The organism is Mesorhizobium sp. 113-3-9 (assembly GCF_016756515.1).
Classification (GTDB): Bacteria; Pseudomonadota; Alphaproteobacteria; order Rhizobiales; family Rhizobiaceae; genus Mesorhizobium.
Genome location: NZ_AP023246.1, coordinates 732,483 through 754,763, shown reverse-complemented (window position 1 = coordinate 754,763; position 22,281 = coordinate 732,483). Strand labels below are relative to the sequence as shown.

25 protein-coding genes are annotated in these 22,281 nt (G+C 63.0%); 14 read left to right on the top strand and 11 right to left on the bottom strand.

Annotated features, from left to right (window positions below):
* Window positions 1-12 precede the first annotated feature (12 nt).
* The 5 genes from MesoLj_RS03555 to MesoLj_RS03535 all read left to right on the top strand — a co-directional run bounded on the left by MesoLj_RS03555 (window position 13) and on the right by MesoLj_RS03535 (window position 3,128).
* Window positions 13-408, top strand: a complete 396-nt coding sequence (locus MesoLj_RS03555; protein WP_140770780.1) for a VOC family protein — start codon at window positions 13-15, stop codon at window positions 406-408.
* Between the two features lies 1 nt (window position 409).
* On the top strand, window positions 410-1,393 hold the full coding sequence (locus tag MesoLj_RS03550; RefSeq protein ID WP_202325091.1) for a saccharopine dehydrogenase family protein: 984 nt from the start codon (window positions 410-412) through the stop codon (window positions 1,391-1,393).
* Between the two features lie 9 nt (window positions 1,394-1,402).
* Window positions 1,403-1,729, top strand: a complete 327-nt coding sequence (locus tag MesoLj_RS03545; protein WP_140770777.1) for a nuclear transport factor 2 family protein — start codon at window positions 1,403-1,405, stop codon at window positions 1,727-1,729.
* A gap of 79 nt (window positions 1,730-1,808) precedes the next feature.
* Window positions 1,809-2,297: a nuclear transport factor 2 family protein gene (locus MesoLj_RS03540; protein ID WP_244735284.1), complete on the top strand. Its 489-nt coding sequence runs from the start codon at window positions 1,809-1,811 to the stop codon at window positions 2,295-2,297.
* Window positions 2,298-2,567: 270 nt separating this feature from the next.
* Window positions 2,568-3,128, top strand: a complete 561-nt coding sequence (locus MesoLj_RS03535; protein WP_140770775.1) for a fasciclin domain-containing protein — start codon at window positions 2,568-2,570, stop codon at window positions 3,126-3,128.
* Between the two features lie 194 nt (window positions 3,129-3,322).
* Here MesoLj_RS03535 and MesoLj_RS03530 read toward each other — a convergent pair whose 3' ends face one another.
* The 3 genes from MesoLj_RS03530 to MesoLj_RS03520 are packed head-to-tail and all read right to left on the bottom strand — an operon-like array spanning window position 3,323 to window position 6,625.
* Window positions 3,323-4,870: a DHA2 family efflux MFS transporter permease subunit gene (locus MesoLj_RS03530; RefSeq protein WP_202325090.1), complete on the bottom strand. Its 1,548-nt coding sequence runs from the start codon at window positions 4,868-4,870 to the stop codon at window positions 3,323-3,325.
* Entirely contained in the window at window positions 4,867-6,168 is a 1,302-nt protein-coding gene (locus MesoLj_RS03525) for an HlyD family secretion protein (RefSeq protein WP_140770771.1), read from the bottom strand. The genes MesoLj_RS03530 and MesoLj_RS03525 overlap by 4 nt, the downstream gene beginning before the upstream one ends.
* Window positions 6,161-6,625: a MarR family winged helix-turn-helix transcriptional regulator gene (locus MesoLj_RS03520; protein ID WP_140770769.1), complete on the bottom strand. Its 465-nt coding sequence runs from the start codon at window positions 6,623-6,625 to the stop codon at window positions 6,161-6,163. The genes MesoLj_RS03525 and MesoLj_RS03520 overlap by 8 nt, the downstream gene beginning before the upstream one ends.
* A 200-nt stretch (window positions 6,626-6,825) precedes the next feature.
* Between MesoLj_RS03520 and MesoLj_RS03515 the strand changes: the two genes are divergently transcribed.
* The 3 genes from MesoLj_RS03515 (at window position 6,826) to yihA (ending at window position 8,532) form a co-directional block, all read left to right on the top strand.
* The gene (locus MesoLj_RS03515; RefSeq protein WP_244494109.1) at window positions 6,826-7,116 is read left to right on the top strand and encodes a hypothetical protein; all 291 of its coding nucleotides are present in this window, start codon (window positions 6,826-6,828) and stop codon (window positions 7,114-7,116) included.
* Between the two features lie 121 nt (window positions 7,117-7,237).
* Entirely contained in the window at window positions 7,238-7,876 is a 639-nt protein-coding gene (locus MesoLj_RS03510; protein ID WP_202325089.1) for a CatB-related O-acetyltransferase, read from the top strand.
* On the top strand, window positions 7,873-8,532 hold the full coding sequence (yihA, locus tag MesoLj_RS03505; protein WP_056573631.1) for a ribosome biogenesis GTP-binding protein YihA/YsxC: 660 nt from the start codon (window positions 7,873-7,875) through the stop codon (window positions 8,530-8,532). The genes MesoLj_RS03510 and yihA overlap by 4 nt, the downstream gene beginning before the upstream one ends.
* 38 nt (window positions 8,533-8,570) lie before the next feature.
* On the opposite strand, the gene MesoLj_RS03500 is transcribed toward yihA, so the two are convergent.
* The gene (locus MesoLj_RS03500) at window positions 8,571-9,314 is read right to left on the bottom strand and encodes a TetR/AcrR family transcriptional regulator (protein WP_140770765.1); all 744 of its coding nucleotides are present in this window, start codon (window positions 9,312-9,314) and stop codon (window positions 8,571-8,573) included.
* 126 nt (window positions 9,315-9,440) lie between these two features.
* Here MesoLj_RS03500 and MesoLj_RS03495 point away from each other — a divergent pair, with 126 nt between their 5' ends.
* Window positions 9,441-10,628 (top strand): HlyD family secretion protein, encoded by a 1,188-nt coding sequence (locus tag MesoLj_RS03495; protein WP_202325088.1) that lies wholly within the window; start codon window positions 9,441-9,443, stop codon window positions 10,626-10,628.
* Window positions 10,629-10,700: 72 nt separating this feature from the next.
* Window positions 10,701-12,296, top strand: coding sequence for a DHA2 family efflux MFS transporter permease subunit (locus tag MesoLj_RS03490; protein ID WP_202325087.1), 1,596 nt, complete (start codon window positions 10,701-10,703; stop codon window positions 12,294-12,296).
* A gap of 169 nt (window positions 12,297-12,465) precedes the next feature.
* Here MesoLj_RS03490 and msrB read toward each other — a convergent pair whose 3' ends face one another.
* The 4 genes from msrB to MesoLj_RS03470 form a co-directional block, all read right to left on the bottom strand.
* On the bottom strand, window positions 12,466-12,969 hold the full coding sequence (gene msrB / locus MesoLj_RS03485) for a peptide-methionine (R)-S-oxide reductase MsrB (protein WP_140770759.1): 504 nt from the start codon (window positions 12,967-12,969) through the stop codon (window positions 12,466-12,468).
* Between the two features lie 211 nt (window positions 12,970-13,180).
* The gene (locus MesoLj_RS03480; protein WP_056573615.1) at window positions 13,181-13,738 is read right to left on the bottom strand and encodes a fasciclin domain-containing protein; all 558 of its coding nucleotides are present in this window, start codon (window positions 13,736-13,738) and stop codon (window positions 13,181-13,183) included.
* A 226-nt stretch (window positions 13,739-13,964) separates the two neighbouring features.
* Window positions 13,965-14,687, bottom strand: coding sequence for an anti-sigma factor (locus MesoLj_RS03475; protein WP_140771377.1), 723 nt, complete (start codon window positions 14,685-14,687; stop codon window positions 13,965-13,967).
* Complete coding sequence (locus MesoLj_RS03470) at window positions 14,684-15,223, bottom strand: sigma-70 family RNA polymerase sigma factor (protein ID WP_140770757.1); 540 nt, start codon at window positions 15,221-15,223, stop codon at window positions 14,684-14,686. The genes MesoLj_RS03475 and MesoLj_RS03470 overlap by 4 nt, the downstream gene beginning before the upstream one ends.
* Window positions 15,224-15,360: 137 nt before the next feature.
* Here MesoLj_RS03470 and MesoLj_RS03465 point away from each other — a divergent pair, with 137 nt between their 5' ends.
* Window positions 15,361-16,860 carry an amidase gene (locus MesoLj_RS03465; RefSeq protein WP_202325086.1) on the top strand — a complete coding sequence of 500 codons (1,500 nt, stop codon included), beginning with the start codon at window positions 15,361-15,363 and terminating at the stop codon, window positions 16,858-16,860.
* Window positions 16,861-17,020: 160 nt separating this feature from the next.
* Window positions 17,021-17,914, top strand: a complete 894-nt coding sequence (argB, locus tag MesoLj_RS03460; protein ID WP_056573602.1) for an acetylglutamate kinase — start codon at window positions 17,021-17,023, stop codon at window positions 17,912-17,914.
* A gap of 7 nt (window positions 17,915-17,921) precedes the next feature.
* Here the strand turns inward: argB and bchE are convergent, their stop codons facing one another.
* Both bchE and MesoLj_RS03450 read right to left on the bottom strand, forming a co-directional pair.
* Entirely contained in the window at window positions 17,922-19,484 is a 1,563-nt protein-coding gene (gene bchE / locus MesoLj_RS03455; protein ID WP_202325085.1) for a magnesium-protoporphyrin IX monomethyl ester anaerobic oxidative cyclase, read from the bottom strand.
* A gap of 111 nt (window positions 19,485-19,595) precedes the next feature.
* Window positions 19,596-20,072 (bottom strand): Lrp/AsnC family transcriptional regulator, encoded by a 477-nt coding sequence (locus MesoLj_RS03450; protein WP_023810775.1) that lies wholly within the window; start codon window positions 20,070-20,072, stop codon window positions 19,596-19,598.
* Between the two features lie 137 nt (window positions 20,073-20,209).
* Between MesoLj_RS03450 and phhA the strand changes: the two genes are divergently transcribed.
* Window positions 20,210-21,046: a phenylalanine 4-monooxygenase gene (gene phhA / locus MesoLj_RS03445; protein WP_202325084.1), complete on the top strand. Its 837-nt coding sequence runs from the start codon at window positions 20,210-20,212 to the stop codon at window positions 21,044-21,046.
* 80 nt (window positions 21,047-21,126) lie between these two features.
* Here phhA and MesoLj_RS03440 read toward each other — a convergent pair whose 3' ends face one another.
* A complete protein-coding gene (locus tag MesoLj_RS03440; protein ID WP_202325083.1) occupies window positions 21,127-21,531 on the bottom strand; it encodes a VOC family protein in 405 nt (134 codons plus the stop codon).
* A 103-nt stretch (window positions 21,532-21,634) separates the two neighbouring features.
* Between MesoLj_RS03440 and MesoLj_RS03435 the strand changes: the two genes are divergently transcribed.
* Entirely contained in the window at window positions 21,635-22,267 is a 633-nt protein-coding gene (locus tag MesoLj_RS03435) for a TetR/AcrR family transcriptional regulator (protein WP_140770747.1), read from the top strand.
* The last annotated feature ends 14 nt before the right edge of the window (window positions 22,268-22,281 follow it).

Sequence of the window (22,281 nt, the reverse complement as noted above, 5' to 3'; positions counted from 1 at the left end):
AAGGAGAGCGCCATGCTCGACCATGTCTTCATATCGGTGAGCGACATCGATCGCTCGATTGCCTTTTACGAGAAGGCACTCGCGCCCCTCGGGATTGTCCACGCCGGCGACTACGACGGAAAGGATGGCCCTCCGGGCCATCCCGATCTCAAGGGTTTTGGCGCAAACGGCCGGGTGTTTTTCTGGCTCCGCAAGGGCGTCGTCGAAGGCCGTGCCGCCCATGTCGGCTTCGTTGCCAATGGCGCGGGCCAGGTCGACGCCGCCTTTGCCGCAGCGATATCCGCGGGCGCCTTGGAGATCCATCCGCCCGGACCGCAGCTTCACTACGACCCTCGCTATTACGCCGCTCAGGTCCGCGACCCCGACGGCTACAGCCTCGAATTCGTCTACAAGGAATGGCAGCACTGAAATGAAAAAACTGATGATCTACGGTGCGACCGGATACACCGGTCGCATGGCGGCCGAACGCGCGAGGATCGCTGGAACCCCCGTCGTCCTCGCAGGACGCAGTGAAGTGCCGCTGGTCAAGCTCGCCGCGGAACTTGGCGTCGAGTACCGGGTCTTCGCCCTCGATGGTGCCGCGGCGATCAACCGGGCTCTGAGTGACATCTCCGTTATCCTGAATTGTGCCGGTCCCTTCATGCGGACGGCCGATCCCCTGATGCGGGCTTCCATCCGCAACGGCATCCACTATCTCGACACCGCGGCGGAACTCGACAGTTATCGTCTGGCCGAAAGACTCGACGATGAGGCGAAGGCGGCGGGCGTCATGCTGATGCCGGGCGGTGGTGGCAGCGTCGCTATGCTCGGCAGTCTGGCCGGACGCGCGGTAGCCAGGGTGAAACAGCCCCGCAAGATCAGGATCGCGCTGCATGTCGCGGGCGGCCTCTCGCGTGGTTCCGCGATCAGCGCCACGGAAAACCTGACGGCTCAGACCCTCGGGCGTGTGGAAGGCAAGCTTGTCGGCCGTGCTGCCGGCAACATCAAGAGCTTCGATTTCGGCAAGGGCCCCGTCGACTGCTTCCAGGTGACGCTTCCCGATCTCATCACGATCTGGCAGGCAACCGCTGTTCCCGACATCGAGACTTTCTTGCATGTGACCGGAGACGGTTTTCCGCAAGGCGATCTCTCACTGCTTCCCGACGGACCGAGCGAAGCGGAACGATTGGCAAACCGCTATCAGGCGGTCGTCGAGGTCACAGATGCGGACGGAGAGGTGACCCGTGCGCGCCTCGACACGGTCAACGGCTATACCTTCACCGCGGTTGCGGCAGCCGAGGCCGGACGCCGGGTTCTGGCAGGCGAGGTTCGCGCCGGTTTCCAGACCCCCGCTGGATTGTTCGGCAATGGTTTCGCCGAAACGATCGCCGACACCAACATTGTCGACATCTGAGGAGCGATCATGCGGAAGCTCGTCGAGAACTTTATCCAAATCACCAACGCCTTCGATATCGAGGGCGCGTTGGAGCTGTTTGCGTTCGACGCGGTCATCGATGACGTTTCGGTTGGCGATGCGTTCGTGGGCAGTGATGGCGTCCGTGTCTACCTCGAGCGTTTCTTCGTCGGGTACCACACCTGCGGCAAGTTTCTGTCGATCGAGGAACTGGACGGCTTCAATGCTGTGGCCCGCCTCGATTTCACCGGCGATTTTGGCCACGAGATCGGAGTCCTGAAGATCGCGATCAACTCGGAAGGCTTGATCGCGCGCATCGATGCGGATCTCGAATAGACAGCACCATCAGACGCAACGGTTGGCACTTCCAGAAGTGCTGACGCGAGGGAAGGTTCTCATTTCGTGAACCTCCGGCATGACAAGGAAAACGATTATGACAACCTCCCCATCATTCGCCCACCAGGCCGCGGACAAGCTCGCGGTTGTCGAAGCCCTCTATCGTTTTGCCGCCGGCATCGATCTTCGCGACAAGGAGCTTCTCGCGTCCTCGCTCGCACGGGACGCGGTGTCGGATTTTCGTCCGGCAGCCGCCAAGGCCGGATTCGAATATCCGGTTATTGAGGGTAGAGATGGTATCGTCGCGGCGCTCACAACCTCCCTTGCATCGCTGGACACAACGCATTCGGTGACCAACGCCCGTGTCACGATCGACGGTGACACAGCTCGCCTCGATGCGCTCGTTGAAGCGCAGCATGTGCCTCGGCACGATGCCACAAAACACTATCTGATGAAGAACAGGTACGATGTAGAGCTGGTGAGGAGCGGGGAGGGCTGGCTCATCCAGCGGACGATCGTCGACAACGTCTGGCGCTCGGGCGACCTCGCCGTGCTGTCGGCAATCTAGCATTCGCCGGATTGCCAACAGGCCGCGTGCCGCGGAATTGCCTTCGGAAGCGCCGCCAATAACGGGTCGTGGGCAACCCCGATGATCGCGGAAAACCAAAAGCCGGTCAGGAACCCGCTCGATTGACGCGAGCGGCAGCGGGGGCAGTTCTTATATGGGTTGGTTCACGTTCCCGTGATCGGCGAAACTGCAAGCGGTCGCGGGACGTGACTGCGTGTGCGTTTCCAAAGGCTATCAATTCCGATCAGCCCTCACCCGGAGGAAGACCACATGCGCTTGCCATCATTCAGGACCATCGCCATTTCGGCCCTTGTCGCCAGCGTGGCGATTGCCGCCCCTGCCTACGCCAAGAACCCGAATGTCGGCGGCGCGCCGATGTACACCACAAAGAACATCGTCGAGAACGCCGTCAATTCCAAGGACCACACGACGCTGGTCGCCGCCGTAAAGGCTGCCGGCCTGGTCGATACCTTGCAGGGCGCCGGACCGTTCACGGTCTTTGCGCCCACCAACGAAGCCTTCGCGGCATTGCCGAAGGGCACCGTCGATACGCTGCTGAAGCCTGAAAACAAGGACCAGCTCACCAAGGTGCTGACCGCGCATGTGGTGGCCGGCAAGATTTCTGGCGCCGAAATGATGAAGAAGGCCAAGGCGATGGGCGGCAAATACGAGATGAAGACCGTCTCCGGCGACACGCTCACCGCCGAGGTCAAGAAGGGCAAGCTCTACATCATGGATGAATCCGGCGGCGAGGCGAAGGTGACCATCGCCGACGTCAACCAGTCGAACGGCGTCATCCATGTCGTCAACAAGGTGCTCTTGCCGAAGTAGCGGCTTCCGGCGAAAGGGGCAGCGGCAGGTCTTGGGGCTTTATCGGCCTGCCGTCCCCGCCTCATGTCGAGGTGCCAGGTTTCTTGGGAAGCCGTATCGGCGAGGCCGGGGTCCTGTCGTCCCTCACAGGGCCCCGGTTTCTTTTTGTGGGATATGTGCTGGCTGGTCCCGGCGCGGTCAGCCGGACCCCGGCCTCACTCCATGACGGCGCTGTGGTCGACCTTGGCCGGCGTGCCGGGCTTGCGCAGCAGGAGCACCAGGGGAATGGCCGCCAGCGACAGGATCATCATCAGCTTGAAGTCGTTCATATAGCTGATGATCGTCGCCTGCAGCGTCACCACGCCGTCCAGCGCGGCCCGGCCGGCGGCGGTGTAGGGGTTCATCGCCTGCGCGATCGCCGGGTTGCTGAACGCCTGGTTGAAGGGCGTCACATAGGTGGCGATGTTGGCATGGTTGATCTGCACGTTCTGCGTCAACAGCGCGGTGACCACCGATATGCCGACGCTCGAGCCGATGTTTCGCGACAGGTTGTAGAGCCCGGTGCCTTCCGCGCGCCGTTCCGGTGCCAGCGTGGCGAAGGTGATGGTGGTCAGCGGCACGAACAGGAAGCCCAGGCCTGCGCCCTGGACGAAGCCGGTGCTGATGATCGTCCATTGCGAGACATCGGGGGTCCAGCCGGTCATGTCGTACATCGCCCAGGCGGTGATCAGCAGGCCGATCAGCAGCAGCCATCGCGTATCCACCTTGCCGATCAGCTTGCCGACCAGGAACATGCACGCCATCGTGCCAAGGCCGCGCGGCCCCATGACGATGCCGGCCGTCACCACCGGATAGCCCATCAGCGTCTGCAGGTAGGGCGTCATCAGCGCCAGCGAGGCGAGATAGGTGATGCCGATGATGAAGATGAAGACCATGCCGACGGCGAAATTCCTGTCCAGGAAGAGCCGCGGATTCACGAAGGTGTTCTTGGCTGTGAAGGTGTGGACGAGGAAGATGTAGAAGGCCGACGCGCAGATCAGCGCCTCGACGATGATCTCGGATGAGGAGAACCAGTTGAGCTGCTCGCCGCGATCGAGAAACATCTGCAAAGCCGCGATGGTGATGCTGAGCATGCCGAAACCCAGCCAGTCCAGCCTTGCCTTGATGTCCAGCTTGGTTTCCAGCACGAACAGGGACACGCCCGCGAAGGCCAGCGCGCCGATCGGCACGTTGATGTAGAACACCCAGCGCCAGGAGACATTCTCGGTCAGCCAGCCGCCGATGACAGGCCCCAGCACCGGCCCGACCATCACCGAAACGCCGAACAGCGCCATCGCCGAGCCGCGCTCCTCGACGCTGTAGATGTCCAGCAGGATGCTCTGCGACAGCGGCACCAGGGCCGCGCCGAACAGCCCCTGCAGCAGGCGGAAGCCGACGATCTGCGGCAGCGACTGCGCGAAGCCGCACAGGACCGAGGCGACCACGAAGCCGGTGATCGAGGTCAAAAGGATGCGCTTGCGCCCGAAACGGTTGGCGAGGTAGCCCGAAGGCGGTGTCATCACCGCCGCCGCGACGATGTAGGAGGTCAGCACCCAGTTGATCTGGTCGGCACTGGCCGACACGCTGCCCTGGATGTAGGGCAGCGCCACATTGGCGATGGTCGTGTCCAGCGCCTGCATGATGACGGCCAGGATCACGCAAGCTGTGATGGCGCCGCGATTGGCGACCACCGCTGTGGCACCTGCCGCGGACGCGTTGCTCATGATTTCTGTCCGAACCGGTTCAGGAGGTTGGTGACGAAGTCCGGCAGGCCGCGCGCATGGCCGGTCTCGACGTCGACCACGGCGCTCATGCCGCCGCGCAGCGGGGGCTTGCCCTGGGGATCGTCAACCGTCACGCGCATCGGGATGCGCTGCACGACCTTGACCCAGTTGCCGGTGGTGTTCTGGGCCGGCAGCAGCGAGAAGCTCGACGACGAGGCGGGGCTGATCGAGGCGACGGTGCCGTGCCAGACGGCGCCCGGGTAGGTGTCGACGCTGATCGTCGCCGTCTGTCCCGGCCGCACATAGGTCAGCTCGGTTTCCTTCGGCTCCGCCTCGATCCACAGATCGGTCGACGAAACCAGGCTGAAGGCCGGCTGTGAAGCCGGCAGATACTTGCCGACCTGAAGCGCGTCGACATTGGTGACGATGCCGTCGAACGGCGCCTTGACTACCGAATCGCCGAGGTTGCGCTGCGCGTCATCGACGCCCGACTGGGCCTGCAGGTAGAAGGGGTTCTTTTCGACCGGCTGGCTGGCATCGCCGCCCAGCTGGGCAAGCATGGCCTGCGCCTGCGCCTTGGCGACGGACACTTTCTGGCGCGCGGCGACGAGGTCGTGCTGGGCGCTGTCGAAAGTCGCCTTGGAGGCGGTCGAGGTCTTGAGCAGATCCTGCTGCCGCTGGAAGGCGGCCTCGTAATAGGGAATGTCGGCCTCAGCCTGCTCGATCTGCGACAGCGACTGCTGGTAGCTTGCCTGCAGGGTCAGCACCTGGTTGCGCACGGTCCCGAGCTGGGCCTGGGCGGCTGCAAGAGCGGTTTCGAAAGAGGCCGGCCGCAGGCGGAAGAGCACGTCACCCTTCTTTACAGCCTGGTTCTCGTGCACGTCGATCTCCTGCACGGTGCCGGAGACGTCGGTGGACACGCCGAGCGACTGCGCCTGGATATAGGCATTGTCGGTCGTCATCACCTGGCCCCCGGTGACGTAATAATAGCCGCCGACGGCCAGCGCGACGGGAAGCAGGGCAAAAAGCACCGGCCGCGTCAGGCCGCGCTTCGGCTTGGCCGGGGCAGGAGCAGGAGGGGCAAGGGCGGCAGGGGCCTGCTGTGGCTGCGGCTCCTTGGCCGGAGCCTCGAGTGCTGCGGGCTCCAGCGCAACGGGAGCTTCCAGCTCGTCGTTGTCGATGACGACATTGGCGCGCCTCTGTTCGCGCTCACTGTCCAGCAGGATGATCTGGTCGCCGGCGCGACCCTTTGAAGAGTCATCCTCGGCAGGCTTCTTTGGGGATGTTGATTCAGCCATGTACGTTCTCCCGGTCGACGGCTGGCTGGGTGCAAGCCGCGAGCAGATTGGATTTGATCAAGCTTAGGGTTTGCAGCAGATGCTGCTGTGTTTCAGACGAAAGGCCGGCGAAGGCCTCGTCTCGTGTTTTCTGGCCGTTGCCGCGCATGGTCTCGAGCAGCGGATGGGCCCGCGGGGTCAGGTAAAGCAGCCAGGCCCTGCGATCGGTGGGGTCGGGCCGGCGCTCGATGAAGCCGCGTGCCTCCATCTTGTCGAGCAGCCGCGCAAGCGTGATCGGCATGATCTCGATGAGGTCGGCGAGCTTGTTCTGGTGAATGCCTTCATGCAGCGAAAGATAGGCCAGCACCTGCCATTGGGCGCGGGTCAGCCCCGATGTCCGTGAACGCTGCTCGAACCGCTTCCGAAGCAAGCGCGCAACGTCGTGCAGCACGAAGCTGATATTTGGCGAGGGAGACATGGGAGGAGGTCAGGATCTATGGACAACTTTTCGTGAGCATGCTTATTATCATCATGCACATAATCCTGCTGGACGGCGCGCGCAAGACGCACTAAGCCGCGCGGAAGAAAAATTTCATGGGCCACGGTGCGAAGAAGGCGCCTCGCGGCGCGAATTTTCCGGCAAGGATTTCGACGATGAATTGGATCAGGATCGCAGCCGTGACGGCGCTTGTCGGGTGCCCGGGCGCGGCGGTTGCGAAGGACGCGGTCAGTTGCGGTGGCGCCGCGATGCTGGGCGGCGCGCAACTGAACTGCAGCCACGTGGAACCCAAGGCACCGCCGCAATTCTGCACGTTTAGCTGGGCTCTCCACATGGCATCAGGCGACCAGAAAGTCGTCGAAGGCACCTTCCTGCTGCCGCCCGGAGCCTCGAATGTCACCGTCTACCAGGGCAGCGGTTTCGACAGCGCGTTGTCCAATCCGATCGTGATCTGCCGCGGCAACAAATGAGCTTGCTCGCCACGGGAGACTGGCTCTCAGGCCGATTGGTGCTATAGGGCGGATCACGTTATTTTGACCAGGCGCCTCCGGCTGCGGATGCGCCTGTCTGCCAATTCCCGGACGAACCGATATGGACGGACCCAACCCCGACATCAAGCATCCGATCCCGATGCACACGCGTGTCGGCTTCTTGAAGCCGCTGGTGACGGAGCCGAACATCGAGATCGGCGACTTCACCTATTATGACGACCCGGACGGGCCGGACCAATTCGCGCGCAAATGCGTGCTGCACCACTATCCCTTCATCGGCGACAAGCTCATCATCGGCAAGTTCTGCGCCATCGCCGAAGGCACGCGCTTCATCATGAACGGCGCCAACCACGCAATGTCCGGCTTTTCGACCTATCCGTTCAACATTTTCGGCCATGGCTGGGAAAAGGGCTTTGACCCGGCGACATGGTCGAGTGAGGTGCGCGGCGACACGGTGGTCGGCAGCGATGTCTGGATCGGCATGGAGGCGGTGATCCTGCCCGGCGTGGAAATCGGCCATGGCGCCATCATCGCCGCCAAATCCGTGGTGACGCACGATGTGGCGCCTTATGCCATTGTTGCCGGCAACGCGGCCAAGATGGTGAAGATGCGTTTCGACGACAGGACGATCAGGCGGCTTCTGGCATTGGCATGGTGGGAATGGCCGGTGGACAAGATCGGCCGCAACCTCGATGCCATCAGGGGCGCCGATATCTCTCTTCTGGAGGCAGCAGCTTGAACGCTCAAAACAGCACCGTGATCGGCACCGACCTGTTCACGCGCGGGTGGATTTTCATCCGCGGCGTGCCGGCCATGAAATTCCTGCCGCCGGAAGGGCCGCCGGAAATCGCCTTCGCCGGCCGCTCGAATGTCGGCAAGTCCTCGCTGATCAACGCTCTGGTCAACCAGAAGGGGTTGGCGCGCACCTCCAACACACCGGGGCGCACGCAAGAACTCAACTATTTCGTGCCGGACGGATTTTCGGGCGAGGGCGCCGACCTGCCGCCGATGGCGCTGGTCGACATGCCGGGCTACGGCTACGCCACCGCGCCCAAGGAGAAGGTCGACGAATGGACCAAGCTGGTCTTCGACTATCTCAAGGGCCGCGTCACGCTCAAGCGGGTCTATGTGCTGATCGATGCCCGCCACGGCATCAAGGCCAAGGACGACGAAGTGCTGTCGCTGCTCGACAAGGCGGCGGTGTCCTACCAGATCGTGCTGACCAAGACCGACAAGATCAAGGTCGCCGGCGTGCCGCGGCTGATCGAGGAGACGCTGCAGAAGATCAAGAAGCGCCCGGCGGCGTTTCCGTTCGTCCTAGCCACGTCATCGGAAAAGGGCGAGGGCCTGGAGGAATTGCAGGCCGCGATCGTGCTTGCCGCCAATGGCGGTTAGGGCAGGGAGCGGGCCGCTCCCGATGAATCCTGCTGGCCCTATGCCTTGGCCTCCAGGGCAATCATCTGGTGGCTTTCCTCCTCGGCGAGCCTTTCGGTGCCGTAGGCCTTCAGGAACATGCCGACGCCCGACCGGACGATGTGGTCGATCTCATCCTGGTTCGGCGCCTTGGTCCGGTAGGCGAAGATGCACTGCCGGAAAAGGCCGGCCAGGCAAAGTTCGGTGAATTGGTAGGCGGCAAGATCGACATCGTCGATCTCGAGCAGGCCGCGTTCGATAGCGGCATTGAGGAACTCCACCACCTTGTCATGGCCGCGTTTGGGCCCGCGTTCGTAAAAACGCGCGCCCATGTCGGGGATCCTGTCGGAGGCGCCGATGACCGTGCGTTGCGCCTGGATGACCTTGGCCGAGGTGATCTTCATGGACAGCACCTTGCCGAACTTGACCAGGGTCTGGCGCAGGTCGTCTGCACGGTCGAGCATGTCGTACATGTTCTTGAAGATGGTGCCGCGCTCTTCCTCGATCAGCGCCTCGAACAGCTCTTCCTTGTTGGCGAAATAGACATAGATGGTGCCTTTCGACACGCCGGCTTCGCGCGTGATGTCGTTCATCGAGGCGGCCTCGAAGCCCTTGTCTATGAAGACGCGGCGGGCGCCATCGATGATCTGGCTGCGCTTGACCGGATCCTGTCCGGCCGCCGGGCGTCCGCGGCGCAGGCTGTCCAGCAGGTCGCACTGTTCCTTTTCAATACTGGCTGAGGTTTCGGCTTTGGTTTCGGCCATGGGGTGACACCTCGAAATAATTCGAACCAACCGGTTCGATTGCCCCTTGATATGGTCCTCTTTCCACGCTATGTCAACGGCCAGATCGAACCGAACGGTTCAGTATTATCACTTTAGAGAGATGTCATGTCCTCGAACGCGCCCACGTCAGCCGAAGTCCGCCCTTTCCCCAACGCCAAGGTCGCTCCGGCGACGGAAGCACCGGAGATTCCGGTCCAGCCGGTAGCACCGCCGCCGGCGGCTGAAGCTCCGGCCAAGAAGAAGCGCTCGGTGCGATCCTTCCTGCTGCCGATCATCGGCCTTGCCCTGCTGAGCGGCGGCGCCTGGTACGGCTACGACTACTGGACCACGGGCCGTTTCATGATCTCGACCGACGACGCTTATGTCCAGGCCGACATGGCGTTCGTCTCGCCCAAGATTTCCGGCTATGTCGACCAGGTCAAGGTGAGCGAGAACCAGCTGGTCAAGGCTGGAGATCCGCTGCTGACCATCGACGATGGCGACTACAAGATCGCTGTCGCCCAGGCCGAGGCGCAGATCGCCACGCTGTCGAAGACGCTCGACCGCATCGACGCCCAGACCAAGGCCGCGCAGGCTTCCCTGCAGCAGGCGCAGGCGCAGAAGGTCGCCGATCAGGCCGCGGCCGACAATGCCGCCCGTGCCCAGCAGCGCGCCGCGCAGCTGGTCAAGACCCATGTCGGCACGCAGGCACAGCTGGACGACGCCCAGACCGCGCTCGATCAGGCCAATGCCGCTCTCGTCGGTGCCGACGCCCAGATCGCCGCCGCACAGGCCAATATCGGTGTGCTTGAGGCGCAGCGCGCCGAGTCGGCGAGCACGCTTGCCTCCTTGCAGCTCAACCGCGACAAGGCCGCGCGCGACCTGTCGTTCACCGTGCTCAAGGCGCCTTATGACGGCGTCGTCGGCAACCGCTCGGTCGAGCAGGGCGATCTCGTCAGCCCCGGCCAGAAGCTCGCCGTCGTCGTGCCGATGGACAAGCTCTACATCGTCGCCAACTTCAAGGAGACGCAGCTTGCCCGGCTGGTTCCCGGCGAAAAGGTCAACATCTCGGTCGATGCCATCGACGGCCAGCCCATCCAGGGAACCGTTTCGTCACTGGCTCCGGCTTCGGGAGCGGTCTTCTCGCTGCTGCCGCCGGAAAACGCCACCGGCAACTTCACCAAGGTCGTGCAGCGCGTCCCGGTGCGCATCGACGTCCCGGCCGAGGCCCTGAAGACCGGCAAGCTGCGCGCTGGCTTGAGCGTTGTCGTCAACGTTGACAGCCGCACCGCACCTGTCGCCACGACCAACTAAGCGCTTTCGGAGGGCGGCTCGGTGGCTGATTGAGCACTGAGCCGCCCGGCCTGCCTCAAGGAGGCTCACGCAATGGCAACCGCAACAATCACCGCAGGAGCGCCGCCGGCACGGCCGGCGGTCCCCGACACCATTTCCACACGCCGTATCATCGCCTTCCTGGCGATGGTGTTCGGCATGTTCATGGCGATCCTGGACATCCAGATCGTCTCGGCCTCGCTGTCCGAGATCCAGGCGGGCCTCAGCGCCAGCTCCGACGAAATCCCGTGGGTGCAGACGGCCTATCTGATCGCCGAGGTGGTCATGATCCCGCTGTCGGGCTTCCTCAGCCGCATGCTGTCGACGCGCGTCCTGTTCACCATCGCCGCCGCCGGCTTCACCGCCGCCAGCGCCCTGGCCGCGACCGCCACCAACATCGACCAGATGATCGTCTACCGCGCCGTGCAAGGCTTCATCGGCGGTGGCATGATCCCGAGCGTCTTTGCCGCTGCCTTCACCATCTTCCCGCCCTCGCGCCGCGCCATCGTCTCGCCGATGATCGGCCTGGTGGCGACGCTGGCGCCGACCATCGGTCCGACCGTCGGCGGCTATATCAGTCACGCTTTTTCATGGCACTGGCTGTTCCTGGTCAATGTCGTGCCCGGCATCCTGGTGGCGACCGCCGCCTGGTCGCTGATCGATTTCGACAAGCCCAATCTCAAGCTGTTCAACAAGTTCGACTGGTGGGGCCTCGCCGGCATGGCGGCCTTCCTGGGCTGCATGGAATATGTGCTTGAGGAGGGCCCGAACAATGATTGGCTGCAGGACCAGGGGGTGTTCATCTGCGCCATCGTCATGACTGTCGGCGCGGTGATCTTCTTCTGGCGGGTCTTCACCGCCGAGGAACCCATCGTCGACCTCAGGGCGTTCAGCAACATCAACTTCGCCTTCGGCTCGCTGTTCTCCTTCGTCATCGGCATCGGCCTCTACGGCCTGACCTATCTCTATCCGGTCTTCCTTGGCCGTATCCGGGGTTACGATTCGATGATGATCGGCGAGGCGCTGTTCGTCAGTGGCTTGGCGATGTTCGTCACCGCGCCGATCTCCGGCATCCTGTCGAGCAAGATGGATTTGCGGCTGATGATGATGATCGGCTTCTTCGGCTTCGCCACCGGAACCTGGTGGATGATGCATCTGACCGCCGACTGGGATTTCTACGAACTGCTCATCCCGCAGATCCTGCGCGGTTGTTCGATGATGCTGTGCATGGTGCCGATCAACAACATCGCGCTCGGCACCTTGCCGCCAGACCGGCTGAAGAATGCGTCCGGCCTGTTCAACCTCACCCGCAATCTGGGCGGTGCCGTCGGCCTTGCCCTCATCAACACCGTGCTGATCGATCGCAATGCCTTCCACTATGCAAGGCTCTCCGAGCATGTGCAGTGGGGCAGTGCGGCCGCGCAGACCAAGCTGCAGAACATGACGCTCAATTTCGAGCAGACCACCGGCCTCGATGCGACCAGTGCGGCGATCTCCAAGCTGTCGGGCATGGTCCAGCAGCAGGCGGCGCTGCTGTCCTTCATCGACGTGTTCTACATGCTGACCGTGCTGTTCGCGACGCTCGGCCTGTTCACCATGCTGATCAAGAAGCCGGCTGCGCCCGGTGGCGGTGGTGGCGGCGGGCATTAAAGCAATTCCAGGAAAAGTGTGAAGCGGTTTTCCGTCCGGAATTGCGTCAAAGCAAAAATACCATCCGCCGGCAGCGGTTTCGGGAAGCTCCTCCAGTCCACGCCCGAAACCCTGACAGCGCAAAAAAACTCCGGGCCGCAAGACCCGGAGTTTTTTATGTATAGTCTGTTCAGGCCGTGGCGGGCTTGAAGGTCAGCGCCACGCCGTTGATGCAATGGCGCAGGCCGGTCGGCGCCGGGCCATCGTCGAAGACATGGCCCAGATGGCCGCCGCAGCGGCGGCAATGCACCTCGGTGCGGGTCATGCCAAGCGACCGGTCCTCGGTCTTGCCGATGCCGTTGGCGATCTCCTGCCAGAAACTCGGCCAGCCGGTGCCGGAATCGAACTTCGTCTCCGAGGGATAGACCGGCAGGTCGCAGCCGGCGCAAGCGAAAATGCCCTTGCGGTGCTCGTTGAGCAGCGGGCTGGTGCCGGGATACTCCGTGCCCTCCTTGCGCAGCACGTCGAAGGCGGCCGGCGACAGGATCGCTTTCCACTCGTCATCAGTCTTGGTGATCTCGAATTTCTCGGCCGCCTGCGCGGCTTGCGGGCTGCTCATGCGCAGCAGGGTTGACGCGGCCCCGACGACGCCGATGGCGGCGGCACCGCTCAAAAGAAAGTCGCGACGGTTCATGGCCAGTTCCTCCTGTCTTGTCTTTTGCCAAACTATACCGCCACGCAGAAATCAAAAGCCGGTGACGGTTTGCCCTCGAACGACACTCCGCGCCGTTCCACGGGTTACCGTGGGCGGCGCGGAGCATGCGTGTCGATTGCGCATCACGGGAGCGAGACGACGCGATCGACGGAGAGCTCTTGCTGCAACTTCGTGCGCGGCAAGCCCTTTGTTACATCTTCGGCAGAAGAACCTTGTCGATGACGTGAATGACGCCGTTGGACTGCTCGACATCGGCGATCGTCACATTGGCGACATTGCCATTCTCGTCGGTGACGGTGACCTTGCCGCCATCGGCCTTGAGCGACAGCTCGCAACCGCCGACCGTCTTGACCTTGTGCGTGCCGCCGTCAGCCTTGGCCATCGAGGCCACGTCCGCAGCCATCGCCTTGGCGCCGATGACATGGCAGGTCAGGATCTTGACGAGCTTGTCCTTGTTCTCGGGCTTGAGCAGCGTGTCGACCGTGCCTGCCGGCAGCGCGGCGAAGGCCTCATTGGTCGGCGCGAACACGGTGAACGGACCGGCGCCCTGCAGGGTCTCGACCAGGCCGGCAGCCTTGACGGCGGCGACCAGCGTCGTGTGATCCTTCGAATTGACGGCATTCTCGACGATGGTCTTGTTGGCATACATGGCGGCGCCGCCGACCATCGGGTTTTCGGCATAGGCAGCGGTGGCAAGCGCGGAGACAGCGATCGTACCGGCGAGCAAAAGGGTGGCGAATCTACGCATGATGTTCAAACTCCTCGGGTTTCTCTTCCCATTTTTGGGGGACGCGAGGAGATACGGAACACAATCGCGGGAGTTTCAGAATATTTTTGAATTTCTAATTTATTCGTCCGGGCAAAGAGATTTGTTCCGCGCAACAGTTTGCCGGCACACATGCCTGTTTAAACATGTGTGACATGAGATAAATCTGAAATATTCTGGAGACGGCTTCGCTACGAGGAGATACCGGTCAGATGCTCTTCAAGTCGCCCGCGGCAACCACCGGGCCGGTGGGCTGCCCGGTCGGCGAGCCGCCGGCCGGCTCGAGGCTGACAGCCAGCACCGCGCCTTGCGCCAGTTTCTGCTGCGTGGCGGGCGAGACCCCGATATGCGCGGTCGCACCGGCGGGGATGACGCCCATCGAGACCGGGGCGTTCTTGCCCTCGATCATCCAGAGCTCGAAGTCCTTGCCGGAAGCGAGCGTGCCGGAAACATGCGAAAGGCTGACCTCATGCCGCTCGGAATCATAGACGGCGAGATATTTTACGTCGCTGCCGTCGGCGGCCAGCGAGGCGACAAGCCGCGCCTGCGGCTGTTCAGCCGGCCGATTGACGTAGGGCACGGCGACATAGAGAGCCAGGGCGGCAACAGCCGCGACGGCAAGACCGCGCCAGAAGGCAAGGCTGGACCACAGGCCGGCGCGTGCCTCGGATTGTATCGCAGCCGTCGAAGCGAAAAGCCGGCGGTCGATCGCCGGCTTCACCGAAGCCGGCGGCTCGACCTCCGGATACGCTGCGCCCAGCGGCGAGAGATGAACCTCCCAGCCGTCGACGAGCCGTGCGAATTCGGCTTCGGTATCGATGCGGCTGATCGCGATCTGCCGCTCTTCCGCCGGCAGAACGCCAAGAACGTATTCGGCGGCGAACAGGTCGTCGCCTCCACGTTCCGGTCCATTGTCCTCTGCCAGCGTCATCTTTCCAGACATTCTCTGAGTTTCAACAGGCTGCGGCGCAGCCAGGTACGCATCGTGTTCAGCGGCACGCCGTGGCGTTCCGCCAGTTCGGCGTAGCTTTCGCCCTTGAGATAAGCGCCCCGGACGGCCGCCGCCCGGTCCTTTTCCAGCTCATCGAGACAATGATGGATGCGTTCGGACTCATCGCCCGCCACCGCCATCGCTTCAGGTCCCGGTGCCGGATCGGCCACGTCTAGCGCGGCATCGATATCGGCGGCAGGCTTGCGCCGCGCCCTGATGCGATCGATCGCGTGGTTGCGTGCGATTGCCACCAGCCAGGAGATCGGGCTCAGGTCGGAGACAGCAAAACGATCCGCCTTCGTCCATATCTTGACGAAGACTTCCTGCAACGCTTCTTCCGCATCTCCCCGATCGTTCAATACACGAAGGCAGACGCCGAAAAGTTTCGCGCTGGTCTGCCGGTAGAGCAGATCGAACGCAGCCCGATCCTTCATCGAAGTCCGGACGATCAGCTTCGAGATGTCCTGCGGCGTCATGCGAGCCAAATTAGGCGATTGCGTTGTATTTGCAACGCCGGAAATATTCCGTGCACCTGAAGCTCCGGCGTTCAGTAGCGGCATCGATTGCCAAGGGAATCGCCGCTGGCTAGCTTGGCCAAAAGTGGGAAACGCTGATGTCGGTCGAACGGACCCTTTGGGAAGAAGACGCAACCGGCCTCGCCGATCTGGTGCGCAGGGGCGAACTGTCGGCGATCGAGCTGACCGAAGCGGCAATCGCGCGCGCCGAGGCCACGCGGCCTGAAATCAATGCCACGGCCGAGCCGCTCTACGAGGCCGCCCGGGCGCGGGCCAGGACCATCGACCGCTCCCTGCCGCTGGCCGGCGTGCCCTTCGCCATCAAGGACCTCGGCATCGCCATCAAGGGCGTGCCGTCGCATGGCGGCAGCCGCATTCCCGCCTGGGTGCCCGGCGTCAATTCGGTGATGACCGACCGTTACCTTGCGGCCGGGCTAATCCCGATCGTCACCTCGACCTCGCCGGAACACGGGTTGCGGCTGATGACCGAATCAAAGGCCTTCGGCATCACCCGCAATCCATGGAATACCGGCCACACCAGCGGCGGCTCGTCGGGCGGTGCGGCAGCCCTCGTCGCCGCCGGCGTGGTGCCGGTGGCGCATGCCTCCGATGGCGGCGGCTCGATCCGGGTGCCTTCCGCATGCACGGGCCTGGTCGGCCTCAAGACCTCGCGCGGCCGCATCCCGCTGACGCCGCTGGTGAGCGAAAGCTGGTACGGCATGGTGGTCGACCACGCCGTCACCCGCTCGGTGCGCGACACCGCACTGCTGCTCGACCTCACCCATGGCCCGGACTCCTTGTCGCCCTATGCCGCGCTGCCGCCGAAGGGCACGTTCGCCGCCGCCGCCGCGCGCGATCCGGGCCAGTTGAGGCTGGCCGTCTATCGCAAGTCGCCGCTTGGTCTGCCGATCTCGGCCGAAACAATGAAAGCGCTCGACATGGCGGTGGCGCTTGCGCGAGAGGGCGGCCATACGGTGGAGGACATCGACCTGCCCTTCATCGACCGTGACTTCTTCGCCGACTTTTGCAGGACGGTTGCTTCGGCCGTCGCCGGCATGCTGCGGGCGGAAGCGCTGCGCGTCGGCCGTTCCGTCACCGGTGACATCGAGCGTGCCACGCGGGTGCTGGGCCGGTTGGGCGAAATGGTCTCGGCCGGCGAGACCTATGCCGGCCTGCAGCGGCTCCATGCCGCCTCGCGGCGGATGATCGAGGAAACCGCGCATTATGATGCGGTGCTGATGCCGATCATCGCCCACCCGCCGCTCGCCTGCGGCGCCATGGATCCGAAAGGCGCCGACGAGCTGATCGAGAACCTGCTCGACAAGCTTCACCTGACGCCCCTGCTGAAGCTCAAGCCGCTGTTCGGCCAGCTGATGGACAAGAGCCTTCTGTTCACGCACTGGCCGGCGATCCACAATGTCAGCGGCCAGCCGTCGATCGCGCTGCCCGTCCATGTAACGGAGGCCGGCCTGCCGCTCGGCATCCAGGCCGCCGGCCGTCCGGGCGACGAGGAGACGCTTTTGTCCTTCGCCGCGCAGATGGAGAAGATTTCGGGTTGGCTGGGTCGTAGGGCGCCGCTGATGGTTCCGTCGCGATGACGACGTCGTGAGACGTTCGAATATGACAGCAATGCCATTTGCCCCCTGCGCCAATTCCCGCTAAGACGCCGCCGTCTTTACCTGATGCAGGTCGCCCCAAAATTGCCCAGCGGTTTTGGGGCAGCGGCATGCACAAACCAAAAGCCAGGGAACCGCCCCGATGACGGACATCGCCGCCACCGCCGAAATGCAGGCAGCCCTGCTGTCGCGAGCCCTGCCCTACATGCAGCGCTACGAACACAAGACCGTCGTGGTGAAATATGGCGGCCACGCCATGGGCGACATCGAACTCGGCAAGGCTTTCGCCCGCGACATCGCGCTGCTGAAGCAATCCGGTGTCAACCCGATCGTCGTTCACGGCGGCGGCCCGCAGATCGGCGCCATGCTGACCAAGATGGGCATCGAATCCAAATTCGAGGGTGGGCTGCGCGTCACCGACCAGAAGACGGTCGAGATCGTAGAGATGGTGCTGGCCGGCTCGATCAACAAGGAGATCGTCGCGCTGATCAATGCCGAGGGCGAGTGGGCGATCGGCCTGTGCGGCAAGGACGGCAACATGGTGTTCGCCGAAAAGGCGCGCAAGACCATGATCGACCCGGATTCCAACATCGAGCGGGTGCTCGATCTCGGCTTTGTCGGCGAGCCGGTGGAGGTCGACCGCACGCTGCTCGACCTTCTGGCGCGCTCCGAGATGATCCCGGTGCTGGCGCCGGTGGCGCCCGGCCGCGACGGCCACACCTACAACATCAATGCCGACACCTTCGCCGGCGCCATCGCCGGCGCCTGCAAGGCTTCGCGCCTTTTGTTCCTGACCGACGTGCCGGGTGTGCTCGACAAGAACAAGAAGCTGATCGATGAGCTGACCGTTGCCGAGGCCAGGGCGCTGATCAAGGACGGTACGGTCTCGGGCGGCATGATTCCCAAGGTCGAGACCTGCATCGAGGCGATCGAGCGCGGCGTCGAAGGCGTCGTCATCCTCAACGGCAAGACGCCGCATTCGGTGCTGCTCGAACTCTTCACCGAACACGGCGCCGGCACGCTGATCGTGCCCTAGGAAAATATCAGCCGGCTAATCTTTTCTCCGGCGGCTCGCGATTTGCGGCGGAAAGCGCCGGTTTGGGCGCCGCGCGCCGAACGGTCATCGATTCTTCCTCGGCGTCCTGCGGCGCGCCCCAGAATTCGGCGAGCGTCGGGCCGTCTTTCACCCTGATATCGCCGGCCAGAAATCCCCAGACCTCGCGGAACCAGACGCGGCGGCCCATCTTGGTGTACCAGCGCATCGAATGCCGCTGCTCGGGATCGGGATGGAACAGGATGCGCGCCAGCGCTTTCGGCCTGGACTGCACGGCAAGTTCGATGAGCTTGACACTGAAGAACAGCATCCACGGCTTCAGCCGGGTCATGTGCAGCACCTGATGCTTGTAGTCCCACAGCCGGGCATCTTTTTGGATAACCTTGCGGTTGCGCGCGATGCGGAAGAACGGCGTCCAGCGGTGCGGCGTCACATAGAGCGCCTGGATCTGGTCGGGGTCATAGGCGATGAGCTGGCGAAAGCCGCGCCACAGGTCGCGAAACCCCTCATCCTCGAAGCCGGCCACCCAGGTCGCCATCGACAGGATGCCGTGCTTTCGCAACAGCCCTATCGCCTCGCGGTCGGATGAAGTGCTGCCGCCCTTGCGGATCATTTGAAGCGTCTGCTCGTCGGTGTTCTCCATGCCGAGCAGCCAGCGGATGACACCGGCCTTGCGATAGAGATGCAGTATGTCGGCGTCGCGCACGATGTCGTCGGCGCGCGTCGAGCCGACGATCAGCACCGGCACGTCCTCGGCGATCAGCGCATCCAGGAATGCGCGCCAGGCCTTCTTGGAAACCGTCGGGTTCTCGTCGGCGAGATTGATCAATTCGACGCCGTGTTCGCGGTGCAGCCAGGCGATCTCCCGCGCGAATTTCTTGGGGTCGCGATGCCGCCAGCGGGTCCAGAAGCCGCGCTGGCCGCAATAGTTGCACAGATGCGGGCAGCCGCGCGAAAACTGCATCACCACCGCGCGCTTGCCGCCCCAATAGCTGTACCTCTTATGGTCGATCAGCTCCCAGCCGACACGGTAGGCGTCGAGCTCGGCAATGGTCATGGCGGCCTGCGTGGCGAAGGGCCGGCGCAGATCGTCGCGAAACGCGACACCCGCCACGCTCGCCGGCGGCTGGTGCATCTCCAGCGCCTCGACCAGCGCCACCACGGTCGCCTCGCCTTCGCCGCGCACGATGAAGTCGAAGACATCCGTCGCCACCAATATGTCGTGCCAGTGATAGGTCGGGAAGACGCCGCCATAGATGATTGTCGTCGCCGGCTCGCGCTGCTTGATCATCCCGGCGATCAGCAAGGCGGTCGGATGCGCCGAGGTCGAGCCGGAATGGCCGATCAGGACGAAGTCCGGGAAGTCATGCAGAGCCTCTCCCACCACTGTCTCGAGCGGCATCGGCCCGAATTCGGCATCGATGAGCCGCACGTCATGACCGGCGTCGATCAGCGGGCCGCCGATCGCCAGCAGGCCGAGCGGCGGCAGATGGTCGTCGGGCACGCGGCTGCCGATCGCGGTGTGCGGCGGATTGATCAGGACGATTTTCATGGCGGACCTCATGGAGAGATGGTCCGCGTATGCTGACCCGGGATATAGACCCCGGATTGGCCTGTTTCAGCAGTTTGCGTGCAGCTTTTCCCCAGGGAACGAGGAAGGCCGTCATCGCCTCAGATGCGCGAGCGGCACGTGGCCTGGCCCCTTGATGTTCTGCAGCACAAGTTGGGTATGGACGTCGCGCACGCCGTCGAGCCGCATCAGCCGGTGCATGACGAAGGCGTTGAGTTCGTCGACCGACGGCACCATGACATGCAGCAGGAAATCGTGGTCGCCGGTCATCGTCCAGCACGAGGACACCTCGTCCATGCGCTGCACGGCGGCAATGAAGCTTTCCGGCGAGCCGTCGCTGTGGCTGACAAGGCGCACCTGGATGAACACCTCGACCATAAGACCGACCGCGCGGCGGCTGATCACGGCGGCGAAGCCCTTGATGATGCCGGCGTCCTGCAGCGCCTCGAAGCGTCGCGCGCATGGCGTCGTCGACAGGCCGATCTCTTGCGCCAGCTCGGAGACCGGCTTGCGGCCATCACGTTGCAGGACATCAAGCATCTTGATCTCGAAATCGTCAAATTGAGGCATTTTCACTCCTTTGGTGCGGATTGTGAGTGAATATTATCTCTAATGTTGCCGCCGAACCATCATCAAAACCGATTTGCCTCGGCAAATCCGGCTAGCCTCTTGGCACGTCAGCAATCGATGATTTGCGAGGAGGAACCATGACGACGATGACCGTTGCCGAATATGCCCGCGACTGCGCGGCACAGGGGTTGCGCGGCGACTATTCGGTCTGCCGTGCCGATTTCACCGTGGCGCAGGGTTATGACTACAGCGCCGAGGAGCAAGCGGTGTGGCGCACTTTGTGCGACCGCCAGACCAAGCTGACGCGCAAGCTCGCCCATCACTCCTATCTTGACGGCGTGGAAAAGCTCGGCCTGCTCGACCGCATCCCCGATTTCGAGGATGTCAGCGCCAAACTGCGCAAGCTGACCGGCTGGGAGATCGTCGCGGTGCCGGGTCTCATTCCGGCCGCCCCCTTCTTCGACCATCTTGCCAATCGCCGCTTCCCGGTCACCAACTGGCTGCGCACCCGGCAGGAACTCGACTACATTGTCGAGCCCGACATGTTCCACGATTTCTTCGGCCACGTGCCGGTGCTGTCGCAGCCGGTATTCGCCGATTTCATGCAGATGTATGGCAAGAAGGCTGGCGACATCATCGCGCTCGGCGGTGATGAGATGATTACAAGGCTCTACTGGTACACGGCCGAATACGGCCTCATGCAGGAGGCCGGCCAGCCGCTGAAAGCCTTTGGCGCCGGCCTGATGTCGTCCTTCACCGAACTGCAGTTCGCCGTCGAGGGCAAGGACGCCCATCACGTGCCCTTCGACCTCGAAACGGTGATGCGCACCGGCTACGAGATCGACAAGTTTCAGCGCGCCTATTTCGTGCTGCCGTCCTTCGACGCCTTGCGCGATGCCTTCCAGGCCGCCGATTTCGAGGCGATCGTGGCGCGCCGCAAGGGCCAGCCGGCGCTCGATCCGGCGACGGTCTGATGCATCTCGCCCAAAGACCTGAAGCACGTCGCATGGATCTGTTTCAATGCGACGCGCTTTGGACGCTTTGACCCGACAGGCTATTGCATGGCGGCGGGGTTCATCCACAGCAGTTCCCAGACGTAGCCGTCGGGATCTTCGATGTGGCGGTTGTACATGAAACCGAGGTCCTGCGCTGGATTGGGATCGGCGCGACCGCCTGCAGCCACGCCCTTCTCGATCGTGGCATTGACCTCGTCCTTGCTGCCGGCGGTGAGGGCGATCAGCATCTGGCTGTCGCGCCTGGCGTCACCGATTTGGCGTGTTGTGAACTGGCCGTAATGCTGGTGAGTCAGCAGCATGACCCCAATGGAATCCGAGAACATGATCGAGCTGGCCTGGTCGTTCGAGAACTGCGGATTGAGTGTGCCTCCGATCGCGAGATAGAAGCTGGTCGCTGCCTGCAGATCGCGCACCGGTAGATTAACGAAGATCATTTTGCTCATCGGTATAAGCCCTGCTTTCGTTGACGGGTACTAGCCAGTCTAGTACTATGGCTGTGACTATCATGCGGGAACGGTACCGTCTAGTACTGGTCAAGGGGATTCCATGGAAATCGACGGTGAGACCAGATCGGCACGCAAGGATCGTGAAATCATCCAGGCGGCCACGGCGGCGTTCATCAGCAAGGGTTATGACGGGACCAGCATGGAGGAAATCGCCACCAGGGCGGGGGCTTCCAAGCAGACCGTCTACAAGCATTTCACTGACAAGGAGACGCTGTTCGGCGAAGTCGTCCTGTCAACCGCCACCCAGGTCAACGACATCATCGAGTCCGTGACGACGCTGCTTTCCGAGGCGAAATTCATGGAAGGTGGCCTGCAGCAGCTTGCCCGACGTTTGATAACAATGCTCATGGATGAAGAGTTGTTGAAGCTGCGGCGCCTGATCATCGCCAACGCGGATCGAATGCCGCAGCTTGGCCGCAGTTGGTACGAAAAAGGTTTTGAGCGCATGCTTGCCTCGACGGCGTCCTGCTTTCAAAAGCTCACCAGTCGGGGACTGATACAGACGAGTGATCCCTATCTGGCGGCCAGCCATCTTTTTGGAATGCTTCTTTGGATCCCCATGAATGAAGCCATGTTCACGGGAAGCAACCGGCGCTCCAGGGCCGAACTGGAACAGCACGCGGATGCCTCGGTGGAGGCGTTTCTTGTCACCTATGGGGTCAAGCCGAAATAGTCTCGGTCCGTGCC